Origin of the sequence: Methylobacterium aquaticum (assembly GCF_016804325.1) — a bacterium.
GTDB classification, from domain to species: Bacteria; Pseudomonadota; Alphaproteobacteria; order Rhizobiales; family Beijerinckiaceae; genus Methylobacterium; species Methylobacterium aquaticum_C.
Genome location: NZ_CP043627.1, coordinates 3,043,315 through 3,068,171 on the forward strand (window position 1 = coordinate 3,043,315; position 24,857 = coordinate 3,068,171).

Consider the following 24,857-nt stretch of genomic DNA (forward strand, 5'->3'; position numbering starts at 1 on the left):
GTTCGGGCTACCTTGCCCTGGCGATCCCCATAGCGGAAGGGGCGTGGGAGCGGAACGGGTGTGCGCGGATGCGGGAACCGGCGGGCGGCGCGAAAGCCGATGCCAAGGGCGACATGTGGGACGATTACCGCTTCGTGCTGGCGGTGCATCGCGCCGGCACGGTCTCGGCGGCGGCGCGCCGGCTCGGGGTCGACCACGCCACGGTGATCCGGCGGATCGACCGGCTGGAGCGGCGCTTGAGCGAAAAGCTCTTCCACCGCCGGGCCTCCGGCTACACCGCGACGCAGGCCGGCCTCGCACTGGTGGCGACGGCGGATGCGGTCGAATCGGCGATCATCCACGGCGAGGCGGCGATCGGCGGGGCGGCGTCGCGGCTCGTCGGCACGGTGCGGATCGGCGCGCCGGACGGTTTCGGCAGTGCGTTCCTGGCGCCCCGCCTGACCGCGCTGGTCGAGCGCCACCCGGATCTCGACATCGAGCTGGTGGCCACCGCCCGGCTGTTCAGCCTGTCGAAGCGCGAGGCCGACATCGCCATCGGGTTGAGCCTGCCGCCGGAGGGCCGCATCGTCGGGCGCAAGCTCACCGACTACGCCCTCAAGCTCTACGCCGCCCCCGCCTACCTGGCCGGCCACCCGCCGATCCGGGCGCGCCGCGACCTCCAGGGCCACCGCTTCATCGGCTATATCGACGAACTGCTCTACTCGCCGGAACTCGACTACCTGCATCAGGTCGCGCCCGGGGCGAGCGCGCGCCTGCGCAGCGCCAACCTCAATGCCCAGCTCCAGGCGACGGTGGCGGGGTTGGGGATCGCGGTGCTGCCCTGCTTCATGGCCGCCGGACGCCCGGACCTGACCTGCGTGCTGCCGGACGCGGTGACGCTGACCCGCAGCTTCTGGCTGATGATGCATGCCGACAGCCGCGACCTCGCCCGCATCCGCGCGGTGGCCGAGCACATCTATGCGGTCGTCGAGGGGGAGCGGGCCTTGTTCGCGGCGGAGGGGTGAGGCGGGGATCCACGGCGCCGGGCGCGCGATGTCCGGCCGGGCCGCATCAGGCCGGGGGCATTCCGGCGGCCCCCATGATGGTGTAGCGCCTGTCCGCACCTTGCCGGACCAAGCCCGGCACGCCGGCATCGCAGACGAGAGCCCGACCATGACGCCGACCATCCGCATGATCGAGGATGCCGACGTGCCGGCTTTGATCGCCCTGTGGCACGAGGCCGGGGTGGCGCGGCCGTGGAACGACCCGGCCACCGACATCGCCTTCGCCCGGCGCGGCCCCCACGGCACCGTGCTGGTGGCGGAGGTCGAGGGCCGAATCGTCGCGAGCGCGATGGCCGGCGAGGACGGGCACCGGGGCTGGCTCTACTACGTCGCGGTGGCGCCCGACCGGCAGGGCACCGGGCTCGGGCGGCTTATGGTCGAGGCGGGGGAGGCCTGGCTCGCGGCGCGGGGCGTGTGGAAGGTGCAGCTGCTGGTGCGCCGGGAGAACGAGGGCGTCCTCGGCTTCTACGACCACCTCGGCTATCGCGATACCAACGCGGTCTGCCTGCAGAAGGTGATCGCGCAGGGGTGAGGCGGCCGGCGCCTGCTTCTCAGATCCGCACCGTCCGGTCCCGCGCGGCGAGCCATCCGAAGCTCGCCGCCGCGAGGCACAAGCCGGCATAGAGCGCCGCCGGCAGGCCCCAGCCGCCGCTGAGATCGTGCGCGATGCCGACGAGGAACGGTCCCAGCGCCGCGCCGCAATAGCCGACGCCCTGCGCCATGGCGGAGAGCTCGGCGGCGGCGCGCGGATCGCCGGCCCGCAGCACGATCAGCGTCAGGGCGAGGCCGAAGCAGCCGCCGAGGCCGAGACCCAGCAGCAGCGCGAAGCCCCAGGCGAAGGCGAGCGGCCCGGCGAGCAGCCCGGTGAAGCCGACGAGCGGCAGGCTGACGACGAGGATCACCCAGGGCCGCTGGTCCGGCCGGCGGGCGGCGAGCGTCGGCACCAGCAGCGCGAGCGCGCCCTGCGCCAGCGCCGAGACCGAGGCGACGAGGCCGGCTGCCACGATGTCGAAGCCCCGGTCGACCAGGGCGGCGGGCAGCCAGCCGAACACGATGTAGGCGAGCGACGATTGCAGGCCCATGAAGGCGGTGACCTGCCAGGCCAGCGGGTCGCGCCACAGCCGGCCGGACGGGCGCGGGCCCGCCGCCGCCATCGGCCGGCCGCGCACGAAGGGCAGCCACAAGGCGGCGGCCACGAGGGCGGGCGCGGCCCACAGCATCAGGGCGCCTTCCCAGCCGAGGCCCAGCGCGTGGCGCGCCGGCACGGTGAAGCCGGCCCCGGCGGCGGCGCCGAGGCAGAGGAGCGCGGTGTAGAGGCCGGTCATCAGGCCGGCCCGGTCGGGAAAGTCGCGCTTGACGATGCCGGGCAGGATCACCCCGACGATCCCGATCGCCGCCGCGGCGACCACCGAGCCGAGGAACAGCAGCGGCAGGCCGCCGAGACCGCGCAAGGCCAGGCCCAGAGCCAGCACGACCAGGGCCGCCAGCACCCCGGCATCCGGCCCGATGCGCCGTACCAGCACCGGCGCGAGGCGACCGAACACGCCCAGGCACAGGACCGGCAGGGTGACGAGGGCGCCTGCCCAGGCGCCGGACAGGCCGGTCTCCGCCCGGATGCCCGGCAGGAGCGGGCCGATGCTCGACAGGGCGGGCCGGAGGTTGAAGGCCACCAGCATCAGCCCGAGGCCGATCAGGACCGGATGGAAGCCGGCCCCCGCCCTCCCCGGCCGCGCGGTCTCGGATTCGGGCTCCCGTTCGATGGTCCGCACGATCGTCCTCCCTGTCGCGCCTTAAGCACGCCGTGGGGCGCGGTCGCGTTCGGGAGGGTCATACCGTCATGGCGGCCGCGTGAGCACCGAAACCTTTGCAACCCCGGTCACCCAAGGGTCGGCGGACGGGATCGTCACTCCGGCGCGTCGGGCGAGGCCGGGGCGGAACTGGTGCCGATCGCCTCGACGAGGCTGATGATCCGCCGGCGCAGCTGGTTGTCGCCGATGCGCTGGAAGGCGCGCACCAGTTGCAGGTCCTGGCTGGTCCAGAACACGTCGTGGGGGCCCGCTTCGACGGCATTCTCCGGCGCGTCGTCGCTGCGCGTGCCGTCCTGGCGCGGCGCGCCTTCGTAGAAGAAGCTGACCGGCACGCCCAGCATGTCGGCGATCTGGCGCAGCCGGCTGGCGCTGATCCGGTTGGCGCCCTTCTCGTATTTCTGGATCTGCTGGAAGGTCACGCCGAGGGCGTCGCCCAGCTTCTCCTGGCTCACGCCGACCAGAAGCCGCCTGACGCGGACACGATGCCCGACATGACGATCGACCGGGTCCGGTGCCTTTTTCACATCGACGCTCCGCGGGGCGGTGACGGCGCGCGACGACGGCGCGCCACGAGGGCCAGTACCCCGCACCCTAGAAGCATCAGGATGAAAAGAACATCGCCGAAACGTACGTATGCCGGACTTTCCCTAAGGTTTCTCGGAAGGTTGCGATCGAGGACGCCCTCGGTGCCGACCGACAACATCCCGGTCACCCTTCCGTAAGGATCGACCACGGCGCTGATTCCGGTGTTCGCGGCGCGCACGAGAGGAATTCCCTCCTCTACTGCGCGCAGGCGGGCCTGGGCGAAATGCTGGCGCGGGCCGGGCGTGTCGCCGAACCAGCCGTCGTTGGTGACGTTGAGGAGCAGGCCGGGACGCTCCCGGTGCGAGGCGACGGCGCCGGGAAAGATCGCCTCGTAGCAGATCGAGGGCGCCACCGGCGGCAGGCCCGGCACTGCGAGCGGCGTCCGCTCATGCGCCTCGCCTGCGGTGAAGCCCCCCGGCACGGCGACGAACTGCTTGAGACCGAGCGCGCGCAGCAGGCTGTCCACCGGCCCCGGCAGGTATTCGCCGAAGGGCACGAGGTGGAGCTTGTCGTAGCGGCCGCCCGTGAGGCCGTCCTGCCCGATCATCAGGATCGAGTTGTAGAAATGCAGCCGCTCGCCGGGCAGGGGCTCGTCGGCCCGCGCCGCGCCGGTGACGAGCAGCGTGCCGGGGGCAGCGCGGTGCCGATCCGCCGCAGGGCCTGGGGATCGCGCTGGATCAGGAACGGGAACGAGGATTCCGGCCAGATCAGGTGGGTGACATCGCGCAGGCCCTGGCGGTCCGGCGCGGTGGCGCTGTCGCTCAGGCCCAGGTAGCGCTCCAGGATGCCCTCGCGGTTGCGCGGGTTGAAGCGGGCATCCTGCGGGATGGCGGCCTGGACGAGGCGCAGGCGCACGCCCGGCACCTCGGGCATCGGGCCCGACGGTATCCGCAGCGCCCCGCCGGCGGCGAGGCCGGCGAGCAGCAGGATGGCGGCGGCGGGCGGTCCGAGCCGCCGCGAGGCATCACCGGCATCCGCGAGCGTGGCGGGTGCGGCGCAGGCCAGGACCGCCAGCACGGTCAGCCCGTAGAGGCCGACGACCGAGGCCGCCTGCATCAGCCAGAGATTCTGGCCCAGCGCCATCCCCAGCGTGTTCCAGGGAAAGCCGGTGAACAGGTGCCCGCGCAGCCACTCGGCGGCGGAGACCCCGAAGGCGAGCGCGGCGATGCGGCCGGGGCCCGGGGACCACAGCAGCCGGGCGGCGGCGAATCCCGCGCCGTAGAACAGGCCGAGCGCCGCCGGCAGGCCGAGCACGCCGAGCGGCATCAGGTAGGCGAACTGGTCGGCCTCGACCAGGAAGGCGGCCCCGAGCCACCACAGGCCGGCGGTGAGGTAGCCGAAGCCCCAGGCCCAGCCGATCAGCCCGGCGGAGAGCGCCGTGCCGGCGCGCCGGCCGAGGCGCGAGGAGGCGGTGGCCGCCCCGTCGAGCAGCCAGACCGCCGGCACCAGGGCGACGCAGAGGGCGGGCAGGAACCCGAAGGGCGGCATCGCCAGGGCGCCGCAGGCACCGGCGAGCCAGGCGAGCGCCAGCCTCGTCCAGCCGGAGGTCAGGGCGATGCGGTGGGCGAGGGTTGCGAGGCCGAAGGGCGCCGCCGGGGCGGCCGGCGCCGCCCCGTTCGTGTCGATGTCGTGCATGGGTGGGCTCGCGGGGCGGCGCTCGGGCGGAGAGGCGTCGGGCCTCTCTGCGCGTTGTCCTGTCGTAGCATCATTCCGCGCGCCGGACCGGCCGCCGCTTCGGCACCGGCCGCAAGGCAGCCGGTGGCTTGAGGCATGGGAGCGCCGCGGGACGGATCAGGCGGCGGTCTCTGTCCGCAGGCGGGTCTCGCTCTGGGGCGGCGGCAGGGCCAGCGGCGTCTCCGGTCCTTCGAGCCGGGCGAATCCGCGATGCATGCGCAGGCGCTTGATCCGCCGCGGATCGGCATCCAGCACCTCGACCTCGAAGTTGCCCGGCACGGCGATGACCTCGCCCCGCGCGGGCACGCGGCCCGCCAGGGTGACGATCAGGCCGCCGAGGGTGTCGACCTCCTCGGCCGCCTCCCCCACCGCCGCGGCGAGATCGACCCCGGTCGCCTCGGCGACGTCGTCGAGGCTGGCGCGGGCATCGGCGACGAAGATCTCGCTCTCGCCGTCGACCTTGAGGACCCGGTGGGTCTCGGTCACGTCGTGCTCGTCCTCGATGTCGCCGACCACGACCTCGATCAGGTCCTCGATCGAGATCAGGCCGTCGGTGCCGCCATACTCGTCGATGACCAGCGCCATGTGGGTGCGGCTGGCCTGCATCCGGGCGAGCAGGTCGATCGCCGGCATCGAGGGCGGCACGAACAGGACCGGCCGCAGGATGCGGGTGGTGGCGAGCGTCGCCGCGAGGTCGACCCCGGACAGGTCGGGCAGGCGGTCGCCATCGGCTTCCGCCCGGCTCGCCATGTAGTCGACGAAGTCGCGGATGTGGACCATGCCGCGGGGGTCGTCCAGGCTCTCGCCGTAGACCGGCAGGCGGGAATGGCCGGCGCTGCGGAAGACCTTGAGCAGGGCGCCGAGCGCGGTGTCGATCGAGACCGCCACCACGTCGGCCCGGGGGATCATCACGTCGTCGACCCGCACCCGGTGGAGGCTCAGCACGTTCTTGAGCATCGCCTGCTCGACGGCTGAGACCGGGTGGTCGCCGTTCTGCACCTCGGCGAGGGCGTCCGAGAGGCCGTCGCGCTGGGCATCGCGCGTCTTCAGGTGGAAGATGCTGAGGAGGCGGTCATACCAGGGTTCGCGCCCCGGACTGTCGTCCTCCGGGATCGCCTGCGCGGTCGCGGCGGCGCTGCGACTTCGATCGTTGCTCATGTCTCTCGCGTCTGGGGTGAGGGCGTCCGCGGTTCAACCCGCCACGTCGCCATACGGGTCCGGCACGCCGAGGCGCCGCAGGGCCGCGACCTCCAACGCCTCCATGGCGTCGGCCTCGGCATCGCCGAGCTCGTGGTCGTGACCGAGGAGGTGCAGCGTGCCATGGACCACGAGATGGGCGAGGTGGTGATCGAGGGGCTTGGACTGCTCGCCACTCTCGCGCAGCATTGTGTCATACGCAAGAACCACGTCGCCCAGCAGGCGCGGGCCGCCGCCATGCGGCTGCTCGTTGGGGAAGGACAGCACGTTGGTCGGCTTGTCCTTGCCCCGCCAAGTGCGGTTCAGCTCCTGCACCGCGGGATCGTCGGTCAGCACGATGCTGATCTCGATCGGGCCGTCCGGCGGCACGATGGCGAGCGCCGCCTCGACCGCGCGGGCGACGAACCCGTCGAGGTCGGGCGCGACGCCCTCCCAGCGCTCGTCCTCGACCGCCACGTCGATCTCGTTCTCTTGCTCGTTCTCGTCGATGTCGTGCTCGGTCACGGCTGGGGCCCCCGGCGCTGCGGGAACGGACGCTGCGGCGTCTCGTCCGGATGTTCCCGCGCATCGGTCTCGTAGGCCGTGACGATCCGGCGCACCAGGTCGTGGCGCACCACGTCGACGTCGCGGAACGTGACCCGCCCGACGCCCTCGACGCCGTCGAGGATCCGTACCGCCTCGACGAGGCCGGATTTCTGGCCCGGCGGCAGGTCGATCTGGCTCGGATCGCCGGTGACGATCATCCGGGAATTCTCACCGAGCCGGGTCAGGAACATCTTCATCTGCATCGAGGTGGTGTTCTGCGCCTCGTCGAGGAGCACCACCGCGTTGGTGAGCGTGCGCCCGCGCATGAAGGCGAGCGGCGCGATCTCGATCATGCCGGTCTGGAGGCCGCGATCGACGTGGCGCGCCTCCATGAAGTCGTAGAGGGCGTCGTAGATCGGGCGCAGATAGGGATCGACCTTCTCGCGCATGTCGCCGGGCAGGAAGCCCAGCCGCTCGCCGGCCTCGACCGCCGGGCGCGACAGGATCAGCCGCTCGGCATGGCCCTGTTCGAGCAGCGAGACGGCGTAGCCCACCGCGAGCCAGGTCTTGCCGGTGCCGGCGGGGCCTTCCGCGAAGACGAGCTCGTGGGCGCGCAACGCCTTGATGTAGGCGTCCTGCGCCGCATTGCGGGCCCGCACGCCGCCGCGGCGGCGCGTGGCGATCTGGTCGAAGGACGGGCGCTCGCCGTTGGCCGGGGCCTCGGCCGGCGAGAACAGGTTGCCCTGGAGCGAGGATTCCTGGATCACCCCGTCGACGTCGCCGAGCGTCAGCGGTACCCCGCCGCCGTCGCGGACGCGGGCATAGAGCAGTTCGAGCACGCGCCGCGCCCGCTCGGTCGAATCGGGCGGGCCCTTGACCACGACGTGGTTGCCGAGCGCGGTCGCTACCACGCCGAGGCGCCGCTCCAGATGGGCGACGTTCTGGTCGTACTGGCCGAAGACCAGGCTCGCCAGGCGGTTGTCGTCGAAGGTGAGGGCGATCTCCGCCGCCTCGCTCAGGCCCGCCACCGCCCGCGGGGCGAGTTCCCGCTCGCGCGCGGGCTCACGCCCCCTCGGGCCGCGCCCGCCCTCTCCCATCGCCATCCTGTCGTTCCTCACGCGGCGGCCGTCGTCGCGGCCGCATTGGCCGTTGCGGCCGGGGTCGCGGTCAACGCCTCACCGAACAGGCTGTTCGAGCCGGCCCGGGTGATCCGCACCGGAATTTCCGTGCCGATACCCGCCACGTCGCCCTCGATCTGCACCGCCTGGAGATAGGGCGACTTGCCGGCGACCTGGCCCGGATGGCGACCTGGCTTCTCGAGCAGCACCGGCACGACCTGGCCGACGGTGGCGTGGTTGAAGTCCTGGCGCTGGCGCTCGAGCAGGGCCTGCAACTCGGCCAGCCGCTCGCTCTTCACCGCCTCCGGCACCGCGTCGTCGCTCTCCGCCGCCGGCGTACCGGGGCGCGGGCTGTACTTGAACGAGAAGGCGCTGGCGAAGCCGACATCGGCGATCAGCCGCATCGTCTCGGCGTGGTCGGCGTCGGTCTCGCCGGGGAAGCCGACGATGAAGTCCGAGGAGAGCGCGATGTCGGGCCGCGCCGCCCGCACCCGGTCGATCAGCCGGCGATAGGTGTCGGCATCGTGCTTGCGGTTCATGGCATGCAGGATCCGGTCCGAGCCCGACTGCACCGGCAGGTGCAGGTAGGGCATCAGGGCCGGCAGGTCGCGATGGGCCGCGATCAGCGCCTCGTCCATGTCGCGCGGGTGGCTGGTGGTGTAGCGCAGGCGCAGGACGCCGGGGATCGCGGCGACGCGGTGGAGCAGTTCCCCGAGCGTCCAGTCGCGCCCGTCCGGCCCGGGGCCGTGGAAGGCGTTGACGTTCTGGCCGATCAGGGTCAGCTCGCGGGCGCCGGCCGCCGCCAGCCGCTCGGCCTCGGCGACGATCTTGTCGACCGGGCGCGACACCTCGGCCCCGCGGGTATAGGGCACGACGCAGAAGGCGCAGAACTTGTCGCAGCCCTCCTGCACGGTGAGGAACGCGGAGACGCCGGGAGTACGCCGGGCCGGCAGGTGGTCGAACTTGTCCTCGACCGGGAATTCGGTGTCGACGACCCGGCCGTCCTTCGAGGCCGCGAGCAGTTGCGGCAGGCGGTGGTAGCTCTGCGGGCCCACCACCACGTCGACGCCCGGGGCGCGGTTGAGGATCTCGCGGCCTTCGGCCTGCGCGACGCAGCCCGCCACCACCACCGTGGTGTCCCGGCCGGCCTCCGCCCGCTCGCCCTTCAGCACCCGCAGGCGGCCGAGCTCGGAATAGACCTTCTCCGCCGCCTTCTCGCGGATGTGGCAGGTGTTGAGGACGACGACGTCGGCCTCCTCGACGGCGCCGGTCTCGACGAAGCCCTCGCGGCCGAGCAGGTCGACCATCCGCGAGGCGTCGTAGACGTTCATCTGGCAGCCGTAGGATTTGACGAACGCTTTCTTCAACGAACCGGCCCTGAGCGGAGATGATCGGAGGTGGCGGGGACGGCCCGTGCGGAACCGCCTCCCCTTCATTTACGCCGTCGCGGCCGGAATGAGAATAGGCGGCGCCTCGTGGGCGGGGCGCGGAGCGGGCATCGGCTCCGGGGCCGGCGGGCGGCCGGTGACCGCCTCCTGGAGCGCGCGGCGCACCGAGGCCTCGGCCAGCGCGGTGGCGGCCTTGCGGTCGGTGCCGGCCGCGAAGGCCACCGGCTCGCCCCAGGTCACCTGGACGTCGATCGGCCCGCGCTCGAAGAACAGCTTGACGCTGGGTCCCAGCGCCATGTCGCCGTACCAGGCGATGTCCGGGCGCTCGGACCGGGTCAGCGGCAGGCCGTGGCGGCGCGTATAGGCGATGCAGAGCGGCTGGAGCCGCACCCGGTCGAGCCCGCCCTCGGTGATCGCCGCCCGCGCCGCGCCGACCAGCGAGGTGCGGAACGGCAGGAGCCGGGTGCCGTCGCCGGTGGTGCCTTCGGCGAACAGCACGATCAGGTCGCCGTCGCGCAGGCGTCGGCTCATCTCGGTGTTGACCACCGCGGTGTGGCGCTTGCGGGCGCGATCGATGAACACCGTGCGCTGGAGCCGGGCGAGCGTGCCGATCACCGGCCAGCCGGCGATCTCGGACTTCGCCACGAAGGAGAGCGGCCGCACGCTCCCTAGCACCGGGATGTCGAGCCAGGAGATGTGGTTGGCGATGACGAGCGCCGCCTCGCCCGGGGCCGGCGGCGTGCCGGTCACGGTGATGCGGAGCTGGAACAGGCGGACGAAGACCCGGTGCAGCCAGACCGGCGCATGCCCGGCGAACCGCCCCCGCCCGAGCTTCAGGGCGAGCCAGTGGGGTCCTGCGAGGAGCGCGAAGGTCAGGGCATAGGCGAGGAGCCGCAGGCCGGCGACGAGATACGTCATGGTTCGACGGCGTGGTGCTCGGCTCGGGGAGGTGTTTTCGCGGGTCGCGCGGTCTGGGCCGCGTGTGGTCTGCCGCATACCAAGTCCGGCCGTGGGCGTCCACCGCGCCGGATCGCCCTGCCAATCGCAAGGCTGTCTGGGCAAGGACGTGGCGTAGGTATCCCCTCTCCGCTGGCGGCTATCGCCTTCACACAACTCGGCTTGAGCGCTTCTCCCCTTGAAGGTAGCGCGTCTCCCCTCCCCCTTGTGGGGAGGGGTATGGGGTGGGGGTGGTGCAGGAGGCACCGCTGAGGCTTCTCCGGCACCACCCCCACCCCTAACCCCTCCCCACAAGGGGGAGGGGAAAGCGCGCGAATTTACAAAGGTTTAGCTCCCAGAGAAGGAGTATGAGTCCGCGGGGAGAAGGGAAACCTGCGCCATTTTCCTCCCCCGCCGCCCCGTAATCCCCTACCCCAACGCCGCCTGCATCATGATCGCGTTGGCGCGGCTGCCGTCGGGCCTTGCGTAGTAGCTCGCCCGCCGGCCGGTCTCGGCGAAGCGGTAGCGGTGGTAGAGGGCGAGCGCGGCGGCGTTGCCGTCATCGACCTCGAGATGGACCCGGCGCACGCCGGCATCCTCCAGGGCGACGAGATGCGCGCGGAGGAGCTGGCGGCTCAGGCCCGCACCGCGGGAGGCGGGGCCGAGCACGATGGTGAGGATCTCGGCCTCGTCGAGCACCTGGCGCGACAGAACGAAGCCGCCGATCACCGTGCCGAGCATCAAGGCGTGGGCGATGTGCCCGCGCTCGCACAGCATGCGCTCGAACTCGTCCGCCTCCCAGGGCCGCGCGAAGGCGGTGGCGTGGAGCGCCGCGAGCTCTCCGGCCCGGTCGGCCGAGATCAGGGGCGCGACATGGGCGGTCGGGGGAGAGCGGAACGGCATCCACTTCATCGGGGTCTCCGTCAGCGGCGGGCGAGGCGGGCGTGGTCCTGCGGCTGGGCGTCCGGCCCGCGCAGGTAGAGAGGACGGGCGAGGGCCTGGGCCGGATCGGCGACGAGGCCGAGCGAGGCCACCCAGGCGATCTGCGGGGCGATGTGCCCCTCCGGCACCACGGCGCGGTTGCCCAGGGCGGTCGCGGCGGCGGCGAGCGCCGGGGCGGCGGAACCGGCGAGCGCCGCCGGGCCGTGCCCGAGGAGCCGCACGGCGTCCGCCAGCGGCAGCAGGCTCGGCGGCACGGCGATGCCGCCGTCCTGGCTCAGGGCCTGGAAATAGACGTGGCCGTGGCGCGCATCGATCGCGGCGGCGAGCAGGTAGCCCTGGCCGAGGAAATCCTCTTCCGCCGCGAGCAGCGGCGCCAGCAGGGCCGACAGGGTGGTGACGCCGACGACCGGGATGCCGCAGGCCAGGCCCACGGCGCGGGCGGCCGAGAGGCCGACCCGCAGGCCCGTATAGGAGCCCGGCCCCACCGTGACGGCGACCCGGTCCAGGCTCTCGAACCCGCCCTCGACCCGGGCGATGACCCGCTCGACGAGGGGCAGCAGCGCCTCGGCATGGCCGCGGGCGAGGTCCATGCTCTCCTGGGCCAGGGGCTCGGGCGACGCATCCGCCATGATGCAGGCCGCGCAGCGCTCCAGCGCCGTATCGATGGCCAGGATCCGCATCACAGTCAGGCTCCGCCCTCTCTCGTCCGCGGGGTTGGGACGCCGCGGCCGGGTCCGTGACGCCGGCCGCGCCGGGCCGCTCGTCGGCCCGCCGCTTGAATCCCAGCCTGGCACAGACAGGTTAACATAAGAAGGACCGCCCCACGTATGGCGAGGCGGCCCGGTTCGGTTCAGCCTTTAGATCATCCCCCGCCGGGGAGGAAACCGGTCGGCGGCAGAAACGACGCTCCCGCCTCGCCGATCTGCGGGCGGCGGGCGGCGGGGGCGCCTTTACGAGACCGCCTGGACCTCGCGCACGTCCGGCAGGAAGTGGCGGAAGAGGTTCTGCACGCCCTGGCGCAGGGTGGCGGTGGAGGACGGGCAGCCCGAGCAGGCGCCCTTCATCTCCAGGTACACCACGCCATCGCGAAAGCCCCGGAAGGTGATGTCGCCGCCGTCGCCCGCCACCGCCGGGCGCACCCGGGTCTCGAGCAGGTCCTTGATGGTGACGACCGTGTCGGCGTCGGCCTCGTCGTAGAACTCCTCCGCCGCCTCCTCGGGGCGTGGCCGGCCTCCATGACCGGGGCGCCGGACATGAAGTGCTCCATGATGGCGCCGAGCACCGCGGGCTTGACCTGCGGCCAGCCGGGCTCGCCCTCGGCCTTGGTCACCGAGATGAAGTCGTGGCCGAGATAGACGCCGGAGACGCCCTGGACGCCGAACAGGGCGCGGGCGAGCGGCGAGCGCAAAGCTGCACCCTCGTCCCGGGCCTCGAAGGTGCCCTCGGGCAGGACGACCTTGCCGGGCAGGAACTTCAGGGTGGCGGGGTTCGGGGTGGCTTCGGTCTGGATGAACATCGGTGATCCTCGAGACGTTCTCTGCGCCGGTTCAAGGCCGGCCGGGAACGGCGCAAGGTCCGTCGGGACCCCCGCGCCTGCCCGCAGATGTGGACCCGAACGGGCGAAAGCTCAATGGAGCAGGCGCCGTTATCCGGCGAGCGCCGTGATTTCCGCCTCGCTCAGGGCGCCGGGCACGATCACCACCGGCACCGGGAAGCTGCCGGCGCTCCGCCCGGCGATCGAGGTGACGAGCGGCCCCGGCCCCTCGCCGCCGGCGGCGGCGCCGAGCACCAGGAAGGCGATGTCCTCATCGGCCTCGATCTGGCGCAGGATCGCCTCGGCGCGCTCGCCGGTCCGCACCACCAGCTCGGGATCGACGCCCGCCGCCTGCCGCGCCGCCGCCGCGAGCGCCTCCAGGCGCGCACGCGTCTCGGCCTCGGCCTCGGCCCGCATCGCGTCGCCGACGCCGAGCCATTCCATCGTCTCGGGCGGCTCGGCCACCGCCAGCATCACCACCCGGGCCCCGAGCCGCGCCGCCCGGCGCACGGCGAAATGCACCGCGCGGTCGCATTCCGGCGTCTCGTCGACCAGCACCATGAACTTGAGCCGATGCCCGGCCTCGAAGGACCGGCGCCGCTTGATCTTGACCATGCCCGGACGCCCTTCCGCCGACGGCCGATGCTGCCCGCGCCGCCGGTCGCCCGCAAGGGGCGAGGCCAGGGGCAAGGCAAGCGGGACAGGGAGCGGCGCGCGGGGAGGACGGCTCGCCCCGGCATCCAGGCCCCGAATCGGTGGATGCGAGGCCGGTCCGGCGCTCCACTCCCGGCCCGGGATCGGCGACGGCAACGGCGCGATTGAATTGCCTGCAAGATCGCCCTCGCGGCAGGATCGCCTGCGACTGCACAACCGGAAAGCAGGTGGCGAAATTTTTAAGCATATCCTGAATGGAAAGCCGCCACGCGGCGAGCGGTCGACGAAAAAATCCTGTCGACTGTGTGCGGACTTCCGTTGTGCAATGCAGTAACACTCCAGTGAGCCCTTCCCGGCTATCATGACGCCTGGCCGCCTTCGGCGGGCAAGGCGGGCGGCGGGGGCGAGAGGCTTCGCGGCCGGCGCGCCGGGGCGGGAGAAGAGAACGGTGCTCGCATCTGACTTCATGGCGTTCCACGAGGCGTCCCGGCGCAACGGGATCATCCTGTCGTTCGGCGGCGATCTGTCGGAGAACGTGCTGTTCTCCCTCGGCGAGGTCCTGAAGCTGCGGATGCAGCAGGGCGCCACCGATGCCGGCGTGTCGAAGCGGGTCTTCTCGATCTTCGTCGAGCAGGCGCAGAACGTCATCCGCTACTCGGCGGACAAGCTGGTGCCGCACGGCTCGCCCGCGAGCGGCATGGTCAGCTCGGGCCTGATCGTCGTCGGCATCGAGGACGGGCGCTTCTTCGTCGCCTGCGGCAACGAGGTCCCGGGCGAGCACGTCACGGCGTTGCGCGCCCGGCTCGACCACATCGTCGGCCTGTCGGGCGAGGAACTGAAGAAGTATTATCGCGAGCGGCTGCGCCAGCCCGCCGAGGAGGGCAGCTTCGGCGGCAGCATCGGGCTGATCGAGATCGCCCGGCGCTCCAGCGCCCCGGTCGAGTACGACTTCCAGGCACGCGGCGACGACCGCTCGTTCTTCTGCCTCAAGGCCTTCATCTGAGGCGCCCGACGATGGACCGCATCCAGATCCCCGCCACCAGCCGCTCGCCGCTGGTCGATTTCGACTTTGCCGCCGGGCGCCTGCTCCTGCGCGGCGAATCCTACCCCGAGGACGCCGCTGCCTTCTACGGCCCGCTGCTCCAGGCCCTGCGCGCCTGCCTGGAGGAGGAGGGCGAGCCGATCACCTTCGAGGTGGCCCTGTCCTACTTCAACTCGTCGAGCGCCAAGGCGTTGATGAACCTGTTCATGCCGCTCGAGGATGCCGCCGAGGGGGGCCGTGCGGTGACGATCCGCTGGCTCTACGCGGAAGGAGACGACACCATCGCGGAAGCCGGCGAGGACTTTTCCGCGGATTTCTCCCATGCCCGGTTCGAGATGGTGCAGGAGACGGCGGCATGACGACCAGGAGGCTTCCGGAGCCCGTGGCGACGACCGACGGCGAGGCTCCCCCGGAGCCCGAGACGGGACAGCGCGGCAACGGGGCGAAGCGTCCCGGGGGACCGGCCAACGTCTTCAGCCTGTTCGACAACGAGGAGGCGATCCTCGACCGGACCGAGGTGATGCTGACCCAGCTCGCCGCGGTGGCGGACGGGGTGAAGGTGCTGGCCGAGGCCTATCGCCGGGGCTACCGCGAGCAGCGCCGGCTGGTGCGCCTGAGCGACCGGATGCAGGCCGACCTCCAGAAGGCCAACAAGCGCCTCGGCGAGCAGCAGCGCGACCTGCAGAACCTGAACGAGGCCCTGTCGGGCGAGATCGAGACCAGCGCCCGCCTGGAGGCGGAGCTGCGCCGGCTCGCCGATACCGACCCGCTGACCGGGGCGCTCGCCCGCCGGCGCTTCCTGGAGGTCTGCGCCCGCGACTGGCCGCGCCGTCCCGGGCAGCGCGCCTGCCTGCTGATGCTCGACCTCGACCGGTTCAAGCTCGTCAACGACAGCCACGGCCACGCCGCCGGCGACGCGGCGCTGATCGCCTTCGTCGTCGCCTGCCGCTCGGCCCTGCGTTCCCTCGACGCGGTCGGGCGGCTCGGGGGCGAGGAATTCGCGGTCCTGCTGGTCGAGACCGGGCCCGAGGACGCGGCCGTGATCGCCGAGCGCATCCGGGCCACTGTCGCGGGCAATCCCGTCGCCACCGAGGACGGGCCGATCGGCATCACGGTCAGCATCGGCCTCGCGGCGGCCGGGCCGGGGGAGAGCTTCCAGTCCGCGATGCGCCGGGCCGACGCGGCGCTCTATGCGGCCAAGCGCGGCGGCCGCAACCGGGTCGAGCGGGCCCCCTCCCCGGAGGCCGAGCCGGAGACGCATGCTCAGGAGACGGGCGGCTCGGAGACGCGCGGGTGAGCGGCGAGCCTCTGGCGGAGGGCGCCTCCCGCCGCGGCGGCTCCCTGCGGGGGGCCGGCCCGATGCGCCGGGGCGATGCGCCGGCCGATCTCGGTGCCACCGGGGTGCCGACGACCCGGGATGGCGGCGCCGACACGATGCGCCCGGGGGCGTTGCGCGGCGCGGCGCGGGGCCGCAACCTCGACGGCCTCGCCCATACCCTGTTCCTGCGCCTCTCGCCGGTGATCGCCGCCCTGGTGCTGGCGACCCAGGTGGTGATCGCCTGGGTCAATTACGGCGACCAGATCCGGATCGAGGGCGAGCGCGCCCGGACCATGGCGGACATGACCGCCCGGGCTCTCGCCCATCCGGGCTGGACCACGGCCTACGGCCCCGCGCTCCAGGCCCTCGGCCTCGATCCCGCCTTCCGCTCCGCGATCCTGCGCGATGCGTCGGGAGGCGTGGTGGCCCGGCTCGGCGAGGAGCCGCGGGGGCGCAGCTTCGAGCGCATCCAGGTCTCGGCCGAGATCGAGCCCGGCCCCGACGCCCAGCCCGCCGGCAGCCTGACCCTGGTCCTGTCGGCGGAGGGCCTGCGGGCCAATGCCGAGAAGCAGGTCGTGATGGTGCTCGGCGCCAGCCTGGTGCTGATCCTGGCCTTCGCGCTGTCCTTGAGGCTGGCGGTGGGGCGTCACGTGCTCGTCCCCTTGCGCCGGCTGCTCTCGGCGATGGGGCGGGTCGAGCGCAAGGAGTGGGTCACGGTCGACCTCGCCGGCAGCCGGCGGCCGAGCCGCGAGATCGCCGACATCTCCGCCGCCTTCAACCGCATGGTCGAGGGGCTGAGGAGCGGCGACGAGGCGCGCCACCTCCTGGCCGAGCTGGAGCGTGCGCATGGGCGGCTCGCCGAGGCCAACGGGCTGGTGATGGAGAGCCTGAACTATGCCCGCCGTATCCAGCAGGCGGTGCTGCCGGGCCGGGCGCCTTGCGCGGCACCGGGCTCGAGGTCGCGGTGCTGTGGGAGCCGCTGCACGTCGTCGGCGGCGACTATTACTGGATGGAGGAGATCGACGGCCTCGGCCTCGTGGTGGTGGCCGATTGCACCGGCCACGGCGTGCCCGGCGCCTTCCTGACCCTGATCGTCGCGACCGCCCTCGACCGGATCCTGCACGATCAGGGCTTGCGCCGGCCCGACGAGATCCTGGCCGCCCTCGACGGCGTGGTGCGGGCGCGGCTGCGGCAGGAGGCGGGATCGCCGGACGGGTCCGATGACGGGCTCGATTGCGGGATCTGCGTCGTCGACCGGGCGAGCGGCACCCTGGACTTCGCCGGTGCGGGCCTCGCCCTGACGATGCTGGCGGACGGCGAGATCACCCGGATCAAGGGGCGGCGCCACGGGCTGGGCTACCGGCGCACCGGCCGGGAGGAGCCCTTCGCGCGGGTCGGCCTGCCGCTGCGCGACGGCCAAGCCTTCTTCCTGATGACGGACGGGATCAGCGACCAGATGGGGGGTGCGTCCCGCCGGCTCCTCGGCCATCGCGGCATCGCCGAGATCCTGCGCCGGCACGGCGGCCTGCCCCTCGCCGACCAGGTGGCGGCCCTGGAGGCGGCGCTCGCCGCCCATCGCGGGCCCGAGCCGCGGCGGGACGACATGGCCCTGGTGGCGTTCCGGCCGATCGCCGGATGAGGGAGGCGGGGATCCCGAAAGGAGCCCCGCCCGCGTCACGCACGATCGGTCAGAACCGGCAGATCCGCCGCGGCCCGTAGGGCGTCGGCCGGATGAAGCAGCGGCGACCGTAGACCCGCGGCGGGCCGAAATAGCGGCGGCCGTACATCGGCCGGCAGCGGCCCCAGGGCCCGCGGGCGAAACCCGGGCCGCAGCCCTGGGCGACCTGCGTCACCGGCGCATCGGGGGCGAGCAGGCCGGCGAGGCCGGGCCCGGCCGGGGCCGCGCTCGCGGGGGCGGCGGCGAGACCGCCGAAGGCCAGGGCGGCGAGGCCGGCGATCTTCCAACGCATCAACATGGCGGATGGTCCTTCCGTGTCGTCGTTAGGACTTGAGGTCCGTGGGACGGCGGGCATCGGAGACCGGTGCCGCACCGAGCGCACACAACAGGCGCCGCGCCGTCCGGTTCCCCGAAAAATGCCGTGCCGGCGCGTGTCGACAAGCCGCGGCCGTTCCTGTATGGAGCCGGCAACTCACAACAGGACGCCGAAATCCTGACGCCGGATCCCATCCCGGGGCGCGGCGACGACGGCAGGAGTTTGACCGATGAACATCATCCAGCAGCTCGAGCAGGAGCAGATCGCGAAGCTCGACAAGACGATCCCCGACTTCGAGCCCGGCGACACGGTCATCGTGAACGTCAAGGTGAAGGAAGGCGAGCGCAGCCGCGTCCAGGCCTACGAGGGCGTCGTGATCGCCCGTTCCGGCGGCGGCATCAACGAGAGCTTCACCGTCCGCAAGATCTCCTACGGCGAGGGCGTCGAGCGCGTCTTCCCGGTCTACTCGCCGAACATCGACTCGATCAAGGTGGTCCGTCGCGGCAAGGTGCGTCGCGCCAAGCTGTACTACCTGCGCGATCGTCGCGGCAAGTCGGCCCGTATCGCCGAGCGCGCCGAGCGCGGCGCCGAGAAGGGCAAGACCAAGGCCAAGAAGCCCGCCGCCGCGGAGTAAGATTTTTCGCGAGCACCCTGTGCTCGCTGGAAGGAGGCCGCCTCCCCTCACGGGTCGAGGCGGCCTTTTTGCGTTTGGGGCCTGGGTAGCCTCGATCGTCATGACACAACATGTTGCGAGGTGCGGGAGCGACGGTCGAGAGCATGAACCCTCCCCCCTCTGCGGGGGAGGGTGCCCCGCGGAGCGGGGCGGGAGAGGGGAACCACGCTTCCGGAGAGGTCGCGACCATGGTGACGGGCGCCACCCGGCATCGTCGCGCTGTCCCTCTCCCGGCCCCTGCTGACGCAGGGACCACCCTCCCCCGCAGAGGGGTGAGGGTTGATGCGCGGCGGCCGTCGCGCCCGCTGCCGCGCAGCCTCCTATGTCGTCTGCCGTGCATTCCAGGCTCCGCATTCGCGGTCCCGGAATGACATACCCCGTCATCCTGCCCCCAGCGCGCCCCGCCCAAGCGTGAGCCCCGGGCCTGCCTCCTGCCGGAACTGCAGCTGCAACCCGCCGACCCTCAGCGCCCCCGACCGCGCCAGCCGGTGCAACGGTCCCAGCATCGACAGCAGGAAGCCGGCATCCGAGGCGTAGCGGCCGGCGAGCCGCCGGGGATTGCCGGCGAGCCGCCAGGCCCATTCGAGGCCGGTGCGGCGAAAGAACACCGGCGAGCGGGCCTGCTTGCCGAGCAGGAACTCGAAGGCGGCGCCGCAGCACAGGATCGACGGCTCGACGAGGCCGGCGCGGCGAAGCCGCAGGGTGAGCATCTCGCTCTGCGGCGCGCCGACGGCGATGAACACCATGTCGGGCGCCATCTCGCGTACCCGGGCGATCACCGCGTCGACCGCCGCCGGGTCGTGGATGAAGCCGAAGGGCGGGCGAAAGACCTCGAGGCGCCGGCTCGCCATCACCGAGGCCGCCTCCTCCGCCGTCACGTTGCCGATCACCAGGACCGACCGATCGCGGAAGGTGCGCCGTGCCGAGAGGTGCTGCACCAGGTCGCTGCCGGTCGCGACCGTCATGCGCCGGCGCAGGAAGCAGGTGTTGAGGAGGTTGCTGTCGAGGGTGACGATCGAGGCCTGGCGGTAGCTCTCGCGGAATTCCGGCTCCCGGGCGAGCAGCCGCATATGCATCATGTTGAGGGTGAAGACCGAGGTCCGGCCTCTGCCCAGGGCCGTCGCCAGGGCGTCGAAGCTCAGGCCCCGGACCACGCAGGTCGGGGTTTTGTCCGCTAAGGTCGGCATGGTGGTGCTCCTTCGCGGACGAGTGTCGGAATCCGCCCCCTCCCCTGCCCAGACCGGAAAACGGCGAGGCGTTCCGCCCCGGCGGATCAGTCATGCCGGCGGGATATACGCCCGAAGCGGTAGAAAGACCGGACCGTTCTGGCGTCGTTCGGGGTGATTAGGGTGTAACGTCCACCCCCGCATTGGCACGATTACTTGGCCGCGCCGGCCGCCTAGCGTCGCAATCCTGGGTGGCGACGGGGGACGGGATGCCGGTCGTGAATGCGAGGATCGATGCCAGCGCCGAGTTCGCCGATCCCGCCCTCGTCAACGTCTATGGCTGCGCGGTCGGTCCGGGCACGCGGATCGGGCCCTTCGTGGAGATCCAGCGCGGCGCCTCGGTCGGGGCGCGCTGCCGGATCGGCGCCAACGCCTTCCTGTGCGAGGGCGTGAGCCTCGCCGACGAGGTCGTGATCGGCCCCGGCGTGATGTTCACCAACGACCGTCATCCCCGCGCCGTCACCGCCGCCGGCACCCTGATGGGGCCCGACGACTGGACCCTGGAAACGACCCGGATCGGGGCCGGCGCGGTCATCGGCGCCAACGCCACGATCCTGTGCGGGCTCACGATCGGCGCCGGCGCCCGGATCGCCCCCGGCTCGGTGGTCACCCGCGACGTGCCGGACGGTGCCCACGTCGCGGGCGTGCCCGCCACCCCCACTCGCCCCTCTTCCCTGCTCGACCTCGCGGAGGCATCATGATCGGGATCGGAGTCATCGGTTACGGCTATTTCGGGCCGAACATCGCCCGCTGCGTCGCGGAGGCGAACGGCACCACGCTCAAGGCCATCGCCGATCCGTCGCCGGCGGCGCAAGGGCGCGCCGCCACCCGCCATCCGGGGGTGACGATCGACGAGAGCTGGCAGCGGATGCTGACCGACCCGGAGATCGACGCGGTCGCCATCGCGACGCCGACGAAGCTGCATTACGAGATCGCGCTCGCCGCGCTCATGGCCGGCAAGCACGTGCTGGTCGAGAAGCCGATCACGCCGACCTCCCGCGAGGCGGCCCGGCTCGTGGCGGAGGCCGCCAAGCGCCGCCTGACGCTGATGGTCGACCACACCTTCGTGTATACCGGCGCGGTCCAGAAGATCCGCGAGCTGATCGACACCGGGGTCACCGGCGACCTGTTCTACTACGACTCGACGCGGATCAATTTCGGCCTGTTCCAGGACGACGTGAACGTGATCTGGGACCTGGCGGTCCACGACCTCGCCATCCTGGACTACCTCCTGCCGGCCGAGACCCTGGCGATCTCCGCCACCGGCGCCGGCCACATCAAGGGCAGCCCGGAGAACCTCGCCCACATCACCCTCTACCTCGAGGGCGGGGTCACCGCGCATCTCAACGTGAACTGGCTCGCGCCGGTCAAGATCCGCCGCACGCTGATCGGCGGCAGCCGCCGGATGATCGTCTTCGACGACATGGAGCCGAGCGAGAAGGTGAAGGTCTACGACCGCGGCGTCGAGTTCGCCGAGCGGCCCTCGCAGGAAGAGATCCGGCGCATCCTGCCGGCCTACCGCATGGGCGACGTCTGGACCCCGCACATCCCAGTCAAGGAAGCGCTCGTCACCGAGGTCGAGCACTTCGCCCGCTGCATCACCCAAGGTGAGACGCCCCTCACCTCCGGCGAGAGCGGGTTGCGGGTGGTGCGCCTGCTCGAGGCCGCCTCGCAGTCGCTCGCCCAGCGCGGCCACCCGATCGACCTGTCTCCCCTGAGGGCCGCCTGATGATCCCGCTTCTCGACCTCGAGGCCCAGTACCGGGCCGTGCAGGAACCCCTGGAAGAGGCGGTGCTGGCGGTGCTCCGCAGCGGCGCCTACGTGCTCGGGCCCCCCGTCGCCGCCTTCGAGCGCGACTTCGCCGCCCATTGCGGGACGCGTGAGGCCGTGTCGGTCTCGACCGGCACCGCCGCGCTCCATCTCGGGCTGGTCGCCGCCGGGGTGCGCCCCGGCGACGAGGTGATCACCGTCGGCATGACCTTCGTCGCCACCATCGCGGCGATCCTCTATGCCGGCGGGAAGCCCGTCCTGGTGGATGTCGATCCTCAGACCTACACCATGGATCCGGCGGCCTTCGCGGCGGCGATCACGCCCCGCACCCGCGCGGTGGTGCCGGTTCACCTGCACGGGCGGCTCGCCGACATGGCGGCGATCTGTTCCATCGCCGAGCGTCACGGCATCACGGTCATCGAGGATGCCGCGCAAGCCCATGGCGCCGAGCGGGGTGGGGTGAAGGCCGGCGCCTTCGGGACGGTCGGCTGCTTCAGCTTCTACCCGGGCAAGAATCTCGGCGCCTGCGGCGAGGGCGGGGCGGTCACCACCGACGATCCCGACATCGCCAGGACGCTCCGGAGCTTGCGCGACTGGGGCCAGGAGGGGCGCTACAACCATGTCCGCCCCGGCTTCAACTACCGCCTGGACACCGTGCAGGCGGCGGCGCTGGGCGTGAAGCTGCGCTACCTCGACGGCTGGACCGAAGGCCGGCGGCGGGCGGCCGCGCGCTACGACGCGCTCCTGTCGCAGGCCGGCCTCAAGGCGCCGAAGGCCGGCGGGCGCGACCACGTCTACCACGTCTACGCCGTGCGGGTGCCGGACCGGGACGCGGTGCGGGCCCGGATGCAGGAGGCGGGGGTCGCCACCGGCATCCACTATCCCAGGGCCGTGCATCACCAGCCGGCCTATGCCGACAGCGTGCGCCTCGGCACGCCCTGCCCGGTCTCCGAGGCCCTGGCCGGCGAGTGGCTGTCCCTGCCGCTCTTTCCCGAGATCACCGACCGCCAGATCGCCACGGTCGTCGCGGCCCTGACCGACAGCCTGGGAGGCAACTATGCCGAAGCCGTGTGAGCCCGCTCGTGATCTCGGCCGGGTCCTCGTCACCGGCGGGGCCGGCTTCGTCGGCTCCCACATCGTCGACCTCCTGGTGGCCCGCGGCTGCCGCGAGATCGTGGTGGTCGACAACCTGATCCGGGGCCGGACCGAGAACGTCGCCGGCGCCATGGCGTCGGGCGCGGTGGAACTCGTCATCGGCGACATCCGCGACCGCGACCTGATGGCCGGGCTGGTGGCGGGCTGCGACACCGTCTTCCACCAGGCGGCACTCCGCATCACCCATTGCGCCGCCGAGCCGCGCGAGGCGATCGAGGTGATGGTGGATGCCACCGCCGGCCTCGTCGAGCTCTGCGTCGCTGCAAGCGTGGGCAAGGTGGTCTACGCCTCCTCGGCCTCGGTCTACGGCATGGCGACGACCTTCCCGACCCCGGAATCCGAGGCGCATTCCGGCAACCGCACGCTCTACGGCGCGGCCAAGAGCTTCGGGGAAGGGTTGCTGCGCTCGTACAACGACATGGCCGGGCTCGACTACGTGGCGCTCCGCTACTTCAACGTCTACGGCCCGCGCATGGACCTGCACGGGCGCTACACCGAGGTCCTGATCCGCTGGATGGAGCGGATCGCGCGGGGCGAGCCGCCGCTGATCTTCGGCGACGGGTTGCAGACCATGGACTTCATCGACGTGCGCGACGTCGCCCGCGCCAACATCCTGGCGGCGCTCTCCTCGGCGGGCGACGTGGCGCTCAACATCGGGCGCGGCGAGGAAACCTCGCTCCTCGCACTGGCGCAACGCCTCGCCGCGGTGATGGGCCGGCCGGACCTGGTGCCGGTCCACGAGGCCGAGCGCAGCGTCAACCCGGTGCCGCGGCGGCTGGCCGACGTGCGGCTCGCCCGCGAGCTCACCGGCTTCCAGGCCGGAATCGGCCTCGACCAGGGCCTCGACGACCTGGTCGCCTGGTGGCGGGCCAGCCGCACGCCCGTCGAGCCGGCTCGCACCCCCCGCCCCGCCCCCGTGATGGAGCTCGCCTCGTGATCCCGATCATCAAGCCGTCCCTCGGCGAGGCCGAGGTCGAGGCGGCGAGCGCCGTCATCCGCTCCGGCTGGCTCACGCAAGGCCCCCAGGTCGCCGCCTTCGAGGCCGAGTTCGCGGATGCCGTCGGGGCGCCCCATGCCTGCGCGGTCTCGAACTGCACCACCGCCCTGCATCTCGCCCTTCTCGCCGCCGGGGTCGGTCCCGGCGACGAGGTGATCACCGTCAGCCACACCTTCATCGCCTGCGCCAACGCCATCCGGCAATGCGGGGCCGAGCCGGTGCTGGTCGACATCGACCCGGTCACCATGACCATCGACCCGGATCTCGCGGAAGCCGCGATCACGCCGCGCACGCGGGCGATCCTGGCGGTGCACCAGATCGGCATGCCCTGCGACATGGCCCGGCTGATCGCGATTGCCCGCCGCCACGGCCTCGCCCTCGTCGAGGACGCGGCCTGCGCCATCGGCTCGGAGATCCGGATCGACGGGGCATGGCAGCGGATCGGCCGACCGCTCGGGGATGTCGCCTGCTTCTCGATGCATCCGCGCAAGATCCTCACCACCGGCGAGGGCGGGATGCTGGTCACCCGTCACGCCGCATGGGACCGCCAGTTCCGGCTCTGGCGCCAGCACGGGATGGGCGTGTCGGACGTCGCCCGCCACGCCAGCCGGGCGGTGGTATTCGAGGATTACCCCACAACCGGATACAACTACAGATTGACCGACCTCCAGGCGGCGATCGGCCGGGTCCAGCTCGCGCGGCTCGACGCCATCGTGGCCGAGCGCCGGCGCCTCGCCGGCCTCTACGCCGAGGCGCTGGCGGGTCTTCCCGTCGCGGTGCCGGCCGAGCCGGACTGGGCCCGGTCGAACTGGCAGAGCTACGCGGTGCGCTTGGGCGAGGGAGCGGATCAAGTTTCCGTGATGCAGGGATTGCTCGACCGCGGCATCGCCAGCCGCCGCGGCGTGATGTGCATCCATCTCGAACCGGCCTATGCCGACCTGCCCTTGCGCGCCCCCCTGCCCCATTCCGAGGCCGCGCGCGAAAGCTGCATCCTGCTGCCGCTCTATGCCGGCATGGGCGGGGATACCGTCCACGCCATCGCGGGCGCCCTGGCGGAGGCCCTGGCGGGCCGGCCCGCCCTGCCCCTCACGGCGTGATCTCCCGGCCCGCCACGATCGCGAAACAGCGGCGGTCTGCCTCCAGTCCGCCGCTGTTCTGTTCTGGTCTAGGCCGAACTGCCGTGGCATTGACGGTTAAAAATTATCAAACGATATGGTTGGCGGGACATGCTTCGGGTGATTGTCGAGCGTGGCGGGCGGCCACCTCCCGATTGCGGCA

At 72.2% G+C, this 24,857-nt stretch carries 25 protein-coding genes and 2 pseudogenes; 13 read left to right on the forward strand and 14 right to left on the reverse strand.

Annotation, left to right across the window (positions count from 1 at the left end; all coding sequences use genetic code 11):
* Nucleotides 1–68: 68 nt before the first annotated feature.
* Nucleotides 69–1,004, forward strand: a complete 936-nt coding sequence (locus F1D61_RS13820; protein WP_246775875.1) for a LysR family transcriptional regulator — start codon at nucleotides 69–71, stop codon at nucleotides 1,002–1,004.
* A 148-nt stretch (nucleotides 1,005–1,152) separates the two neighbouring features.
* Nucleotides 1,153–1,575, forward strand: a complete 423-nt coding sequence (locus F1D61_RS13825; RefSeq protein ID WP_203158508.1) for a GNAT family acetyltransferase — start codon at nucleotides 1,153–1,155, stop codon at nucleotides 1,573–1,575.
* A 19-nt stretch (nucleotides 1,576–1,594) separates the two neighbouring features.
* On the opposite strand, the gene F1D61_RS13830 is transcribed toward F1D61_RS13825, so the two are convergent.
* The 12 genes and pseudogenes from F1D61_RS13830 to F1D61_RS13885 form a co-directional block, all read right to left on the reverse strand.
* Nucleotides 1,595–2,812 carry an MFS transporter gene (locus F1D61_RS13830; RefSeq protein ID WP_246775876.1) on the reverse strand — a complete coding sequence of 406 codons (1,218 nt, stop codon included), beginning with the start codon at nucleotides 2,810–2,812 and terminating at the stop codon, nucleotides 1,595–1,597.
* 134 nt (nucleotides 2,813–2,946) lie between these two features.
* Nucleotides 2,947–3,375, reverse strand: a complete 429-nt coding sequence (locus F1D61_RS13835) for a helix-turn-helix domain-containing protein (RefSeq protein WP_203158509.1) — start codon at nucleotides 3,373–3,375, stop codon at nucleotides 2,947–2,949.
* Nucleotides 3,372–5,071: pseudogene (lnt, locus tag F1D61_RS13840) on the reverse strand (apolipoprotein N-acyltransferase). The gene F1D61_RS13835 and the pseudogene lnt overlap by 4 nt, the downstream one beginning before the upstream one ends.
* A gap of 156 nt (nucleotides 5,072–5,227) precedes the next feature.
* On the reverse strand, nucleotides 5,228–6,268 hold the full coding sequence (locus F1D61_RS13845; RefSeq protein ID WP_203158510.1) for a hemolysin family protein: 1,041 nt from the start codon (nucleotides 6,266–6,268) through the stop codon (nucleotides 5,228–5,230).
* A 33-nt stretch (nucleotides 6,269–6,301) separates the two neighbouring features.
* On the reverse strand, nucleotides 6,302–6,811 hold the full coding sequence (ybeY, locus tag F1D61_RS13850) for an rRNA maturation RNase YbeY (protein WP_246775877.1): 510 nt from the start codon (nucleotides 6,809–6,811) through the stop codon (nucleotides 6,302–6,304).
* Nucleotides 6,808–7,935 (reverse strand): PhoH family protein, encoded by a 1,128-nt coding sequence (locus F1D61_RS13855; RefSeq protein WP_246775962.1) that lies wholly within the window; start codon nucleotides 7,933–7,935, stop codon nucleotides 6,808–6,810. The genes ybeY and F1D61_RS13855 overlap by 4 nt, the downstream gene beginning before the upstream one ends.
* Before the next feature lie 11 nt (nucleotides 7,936–7,946).
* On the reverse strand, nucleotides 7,947–9,317 hold the full coding sequence (gene miaB / locus F1D61_RS13860; RefSeq protein ID WP_203158511.1) for a tRNA (N6-isopentenyl adenosine(37)-C2)-methylthiotransferase MiaB: 1,371 nt from the start codon (nucleotides 9,315–9,317) through the stop codon (nucleotides 7,947–7,949).
* Between the two features lie 69 nt (nucleotides 9,318–9,386).
* Nucleotides 9,387–10,256, reverse strand: a complete 870-nt coding sequence (locus F1D61_RS13865; RefSeq protein ID WP_203158512.1) for a lysophospholipid acyltransferase family protein — start codon at nucleotides 10,254–10,256, stop codon at nucleotides 9,387–9,389.
* A 447-nt stretch (nucleotides 10,257–10,703) separates the two neighbouring features.
* A complete protein-coding gene (locus tag F1D61_RS13870; protein WP_203158513.1) occupies nucleotides 10,704–11,186 on the reverse strand; it encodes a GNAT family N-acetyltransferase in 483 nt (160 codons plus the stop codon).
* Between the two features lie 11 nt (nucleotides 11,187–11,197).
* Nucleotides 11,198–11,896, reverse strand: a complete 699-nt coding sequence (tsaB, locus tag F1D61_RS13875) for a tRNA (adenosine(37)-N6)-threonylcarbamoyltransferase complex dimerization subunit type 1 TsaB (RefSeq protein WP_203158514.1) — start codon at nucleotides 11,894–11,896, stop codon at nucleotides 11,198–11,200.
* 270 nt (nucleotides 11,897–12,166) lie between these two features.
* Nucleotides 12,167–12,732: pseudogene (locus F1D61_RS13880) on the reverse strand (NifU family protein).
* A gap of 129 nt (nucleotides 12,733–12,861) precedes the next feature.
* Nucleotides 12,862–13,365, reverse strand: a complete 504-nt coding sequence (locus F1D61_RS13885) for a universal stress protein (protein ID WP_203158515.1) — start codon at nucleotides 13,363–13,365, stop codon at nucleotides 12,862–12,864.
* 487 nt (nucleotides 13,366–13,852) lie between these two features.
* Here F1D61_RS13885 and F1D61_RS13890 point away from each other — a divergent pair, with 487 nt between their 5' ends.
* Genes F1D61_RS13890 through F1D61_RS34200 form a run of 5 tightly spaced genes read left to right on the forward strand, consistent with a single transcriptional unit; the run spans nucleotide 13,853 to nucleotide 17,403 of the window.
* Nucleotides 13,853–14,407: a SiaB family protein kinase gene (locus tag F1D61_RS13890; RefSeq protein ID WP_203158516.1), complete on the forward strand. Its 555-nt coding sequence runs from the start codon at nucleotides 13,853–13,855 to the stop codon at nucleotides 14,405–14,407.
* Between the two features lie 11 nt (nucleotides 14,408–14,418).
* A complete protein-coding gene (locus F1D61_RS13895; RefSeq protein WP_203158517.1) occupies nucleotides 14,419–14,805 on the forward strand; it encodes a DUF1987 domain-containing protein in 387 nt (128 codons plus the stop codon).
* Nucleotides 14,802–15,743: a GGDEF domain-containing protein gene (locus F1D61_RS13900; RefSeq protein ID WP_203158518.1), complete on the forward strand. Its 942-nt coding sequence runs from the start codon at nucleotides 14,802–14,804 to the stop codon at nucleotides 15,741–15,743. The genes F1D61_RS13895 and F1D61_RS13900 overlap by 4 nt, the downstream gene beginning before the upstream one ends.
* Entirely contained in the window at nucleotides 15,740–16,849 is a 1,110-nt protein-coding gene (locus F1D61_RS34195) for a sensor histidine kinase (RefSeq protein ID WP_246775878.1), read from the forward strand. Before F1D61_RS13900 ends, F1D61_RS34195 begins: the two co-directional genes overlap by 4 nt.
* Nucleotides 16,732–17,403: a PP2C family protein-serine/threonine phosphatase gene (locus F1D61_RS34200; RefSeq protein ID WP_246775963.1), complete on the forward strand. Its 672-nt coding sequence runs from the start codon at nucleotides 16,732–16,734 to the stop codon at nucleotides 17,401–17,403. The genes F1D61_RS34195 and F1D61_RS34200 overlap by 118 nt, the downstream gene beginning before the upstream one ends.
* 49 nt (nucleotides 17,404–17,452) lie before the next feature.
* Here the strand turns inward: F1D61_RS34200 and F1D61_RS13910 are convergent, their stop codons facing one another.
* On the reverse strand, nucleotides 17,453–17,740 hold the full coding sequence (locus F1D61_RS13910) for a GCG_CRPN prefix-to-repeats domain-containing protein (RefSeq protein WP_246775879.1): 288 nt from the start codon (nucleotides 17,738–17,740) through the stop codon (nucleotides 17,453–17,455).
* A gap of 247 nt (nucleotides 17,741–17,987) precedes the next feature.
* On the opposite strand from F1D61_RS13910, the gene rplS reads away from it, so the two are divergent.
* Nucleotides 17,988–18,392, forward strand: coding sequence for a 50S ribosomal protein L19 (rplS, locus tag F1D61_RS13915; RefSeq protein ID WP_203158519.1), 405 nt, complete (start codon nucleotides 17,988–17,990; stop codon nucleotides 18,390–18,392).
* A 419-nt stretch (nucleotides 18,393–18,811) separates the two neighbouring features.
* On the opposite strand, the gene F1D61_RS13920 is transcribed toward rplS, so the two are convergent.
* Nucleotides 18,812–19,618 (reverse strand): WecB/TagA/CpsF family glycosyltransferase, encoded by an 807-nt coding sequence (locus tag F1D61_RS13920; RefSeq protein WP_203158520.1) that lies wholly within the window; start codon nucleotides 19,616–19,618, stop codon nucleotides 18,812–18,814.
* Nucleotides 19,619–19,866: 248 nt separating this feature from the next.
* On the opposite strand from F1D61_RS13920, the gene F1D61_RS13925 reads away from it, so the two are divergent.
* Genes F1D61_RS13925 through F1D61_RS13945 form a run of 5 tightly spaced genes read left to right on the forward strand, consistent with a single transcriptional unit; the run spans nucleotide 19,867 to nucleotide 24,676 of the window.
* Nucleotides 19,867–20,358 carry an acyltransferase gene (locus F1D61_RS13925; RefSeq protein ID WP_203158521.1) on the forward strand — a complete coding sequence of 164 codons (492 nt, stop codon included), beginning with the start codon at nucleotides 19,867–19,869 and terminating at the stop codon, nucleotides 20,356–20,358.
* Nucleotides 20,355–21,386, forward strand: a complete 1,032-nt coding sequence (locus tag F1D61_RS13930; protein WP_203158522.1) for a Gfo/Idh/MocA family protein — start codon at nucleotides 20,355–20,357, stop codon at nucleotides 21,384–21,386. Before F1D61_RS13925 ends, F1D61_RS13930 begins: the two co-directional genes overlap by 4 nt.
* Nucleotides 21,386–22,501 carry a DegT/DnrJ/EryC1/StrS family aminotransferase gene (locus F1D61_RS13935; RefSeq protein ID WP_203158523.1) on the forward strand — a complete coding sequence of 372 codons (1,116 nt, stop codon included), beginning with the start codon at nucleotides 21,386–21,388 and terminating at the stop codon, nucleotides 22,499–22,501. Before F1D61_RS13930 ends, F1D61_RS13935 begins: the two co-directional genes overlap by 1 nt.
* Nucleotides 22,485–23,519: an NAD-dependent epimerase/dehydratase family protein gene (locus tag F1D61_RS13940; RefSeq protein ID WP_203158524.1), complete on the forward strand. Its 1,035-nt coding sequence runs from the start codon at nucleotides 22,485–22,487 to the stop codon at nucleotides 23,517–23,519. Before F1D61_RS13935 ends, F1D61_RS13940 begins: the two co-directional genes overlap by 17 nt.
* Nucleotides 23,516–24,676: a DegT/DnrJ/EryC1/StrS family aminotransferase gene (locus F1D61_RS13945; RefSeq protein WP_203158525.1), complete on the forward strand. Its 1,161-nt coding sequence runs from the start codon at nucleotides 23,516–23,518 to the stop codon at nucleotides 24,674–24,676. Before F1D61_RS13940 ends, F1D61_RS13945 begins: the two co-directional genes overlap by 4 nt.
* The last annotated feature ends 181 nt before the right edge of the window (nucleotides 24,677–24,857 follow it).

Excerpts from the sequence above, each read along its gene's own strand:
- F1D61_RS13820 (WP_246775875.1), top strand. The coding sequence starts at position 69 with ATGCGGGAACCGGCGGGCGGCGCGAAAGCCGATGCCAAGGGCGACATG.
- F1D61_RS13825 (WP_203158508.1), top strand. The coding sequence starts at position 1,153 with ATGACGCCGACCATCCGCATGATCGAGGATGCCGACGTGCCGGCTTTG.
- F1D61_RS13845 (WP_203158510.1), bottom strand. The coding sequence starts at position 6,268 with ATGAGCAACGATCGAAGTCGCAGCGCCGCCGCGACCGCGCAGGCGATC.
- F1D61_RS13855 (WP_246775962.1), bottom strand. The coding sequence starts at position 7,935 with ATGGCGATGGGAGAGGGCGGGCGCGGCCCGAGGGGGCGTGAGCCCGCG.
- F1D61_RS13865 (WP_203158512.1), bottom strand. The coding sequence starts at position 10,256 with ATGACGTATCTCGTCGCCGGCCTGCGGCTCCTCGCCTATGCCCTGACC.
- F1D61_RS13870 (WP_203158513.1), bottom strand. The coding sequence starts at position 11,186 with ATGAAGTGGATGCCGTTCCGCTCTCCCCCGACCGCCCATGTCGCGCCC.
- tsaB (WP_203158514.1), bottom strand. The coding sequence starts at position 11,896 with ATGCGGATCCTGGCCATCGATACGGCGCTGGAGCGCTGCGCGGCCTGC.
- F1D61_RS13885 (WP_203158515.1), bottom strand. The coding sequence starts at position 13,365 with ATGGTCAAGATCAAGCGGCGCCGGTCCTTCGAGGCCGGGCATCGGCTC.
- F1D61_RS13895 (WP_203158517.1), top strand. The coding sequence starts at position 14,419 with ATGGACCGCATCCAGATCCCCGCCACCAGCCGCTCGCCGCTGGTCGAT.
- F1D61_RS13900 (WP_203158518.1), top strand. The coding sequence starts at position 14,802 with ATGACGACCAGGAGGCTTCCGGAGCCCGTGGCGACGACCGACGGCGAG.
- F1D61_RS13910 (WP_246775879.1), bottom strand. The coding sequence starts at position 17,740 with ATGTTGATGCGTTGGAAGATCGCCGGCCTCGCCGCCCTGGCCTTCGGC.
- rplS (WP_203158519.1), top strand. The coding sequence starts at position 17,988 with ATGAACATCATCCAGCAGCTCGAGCAGGAGCAGATCGCGAAGCTCGAC.
- F1D61_RS13920 (WP_203158520.1), bottom strand. The coding sequence starts at position 19,618 with ATGCCGACCTTAGCGGACAAAACCCCGACCTGCGTGGTCCGGGGCCTG.
- F1D61_RS13925 (WP_203158521.1), top strand. The coding sequence starts at position 19,867 with ATGCCGGTCGTGAATGCGAGGATCGATGCCAGCGCCGAGTTCGCCGAT.
- F1D61_RS13930 (WP_203158522.1), top strand. The coding sequence starts at position 20,355 with ATGATCGGGATCGGAGTCATCGGTTACGGCTATTTCGGGCCGAACATC.
- F1D61_RS13935 (WP_203158523.1), top strand. The coding sequence starts at position 21,386 with ATGATCCCGCTTCTCGACCTCGAGGCCCAGTACCGGGCCGTGCAGGAA.
- F1D61_RS13940 (WP_203158524.1), top strand. The coding sequence starts at position 22,485 with ATGCCGAAGCCGTGTGAGCCCGCTCGTGATCTCGGCCGGGTCCTCGTC.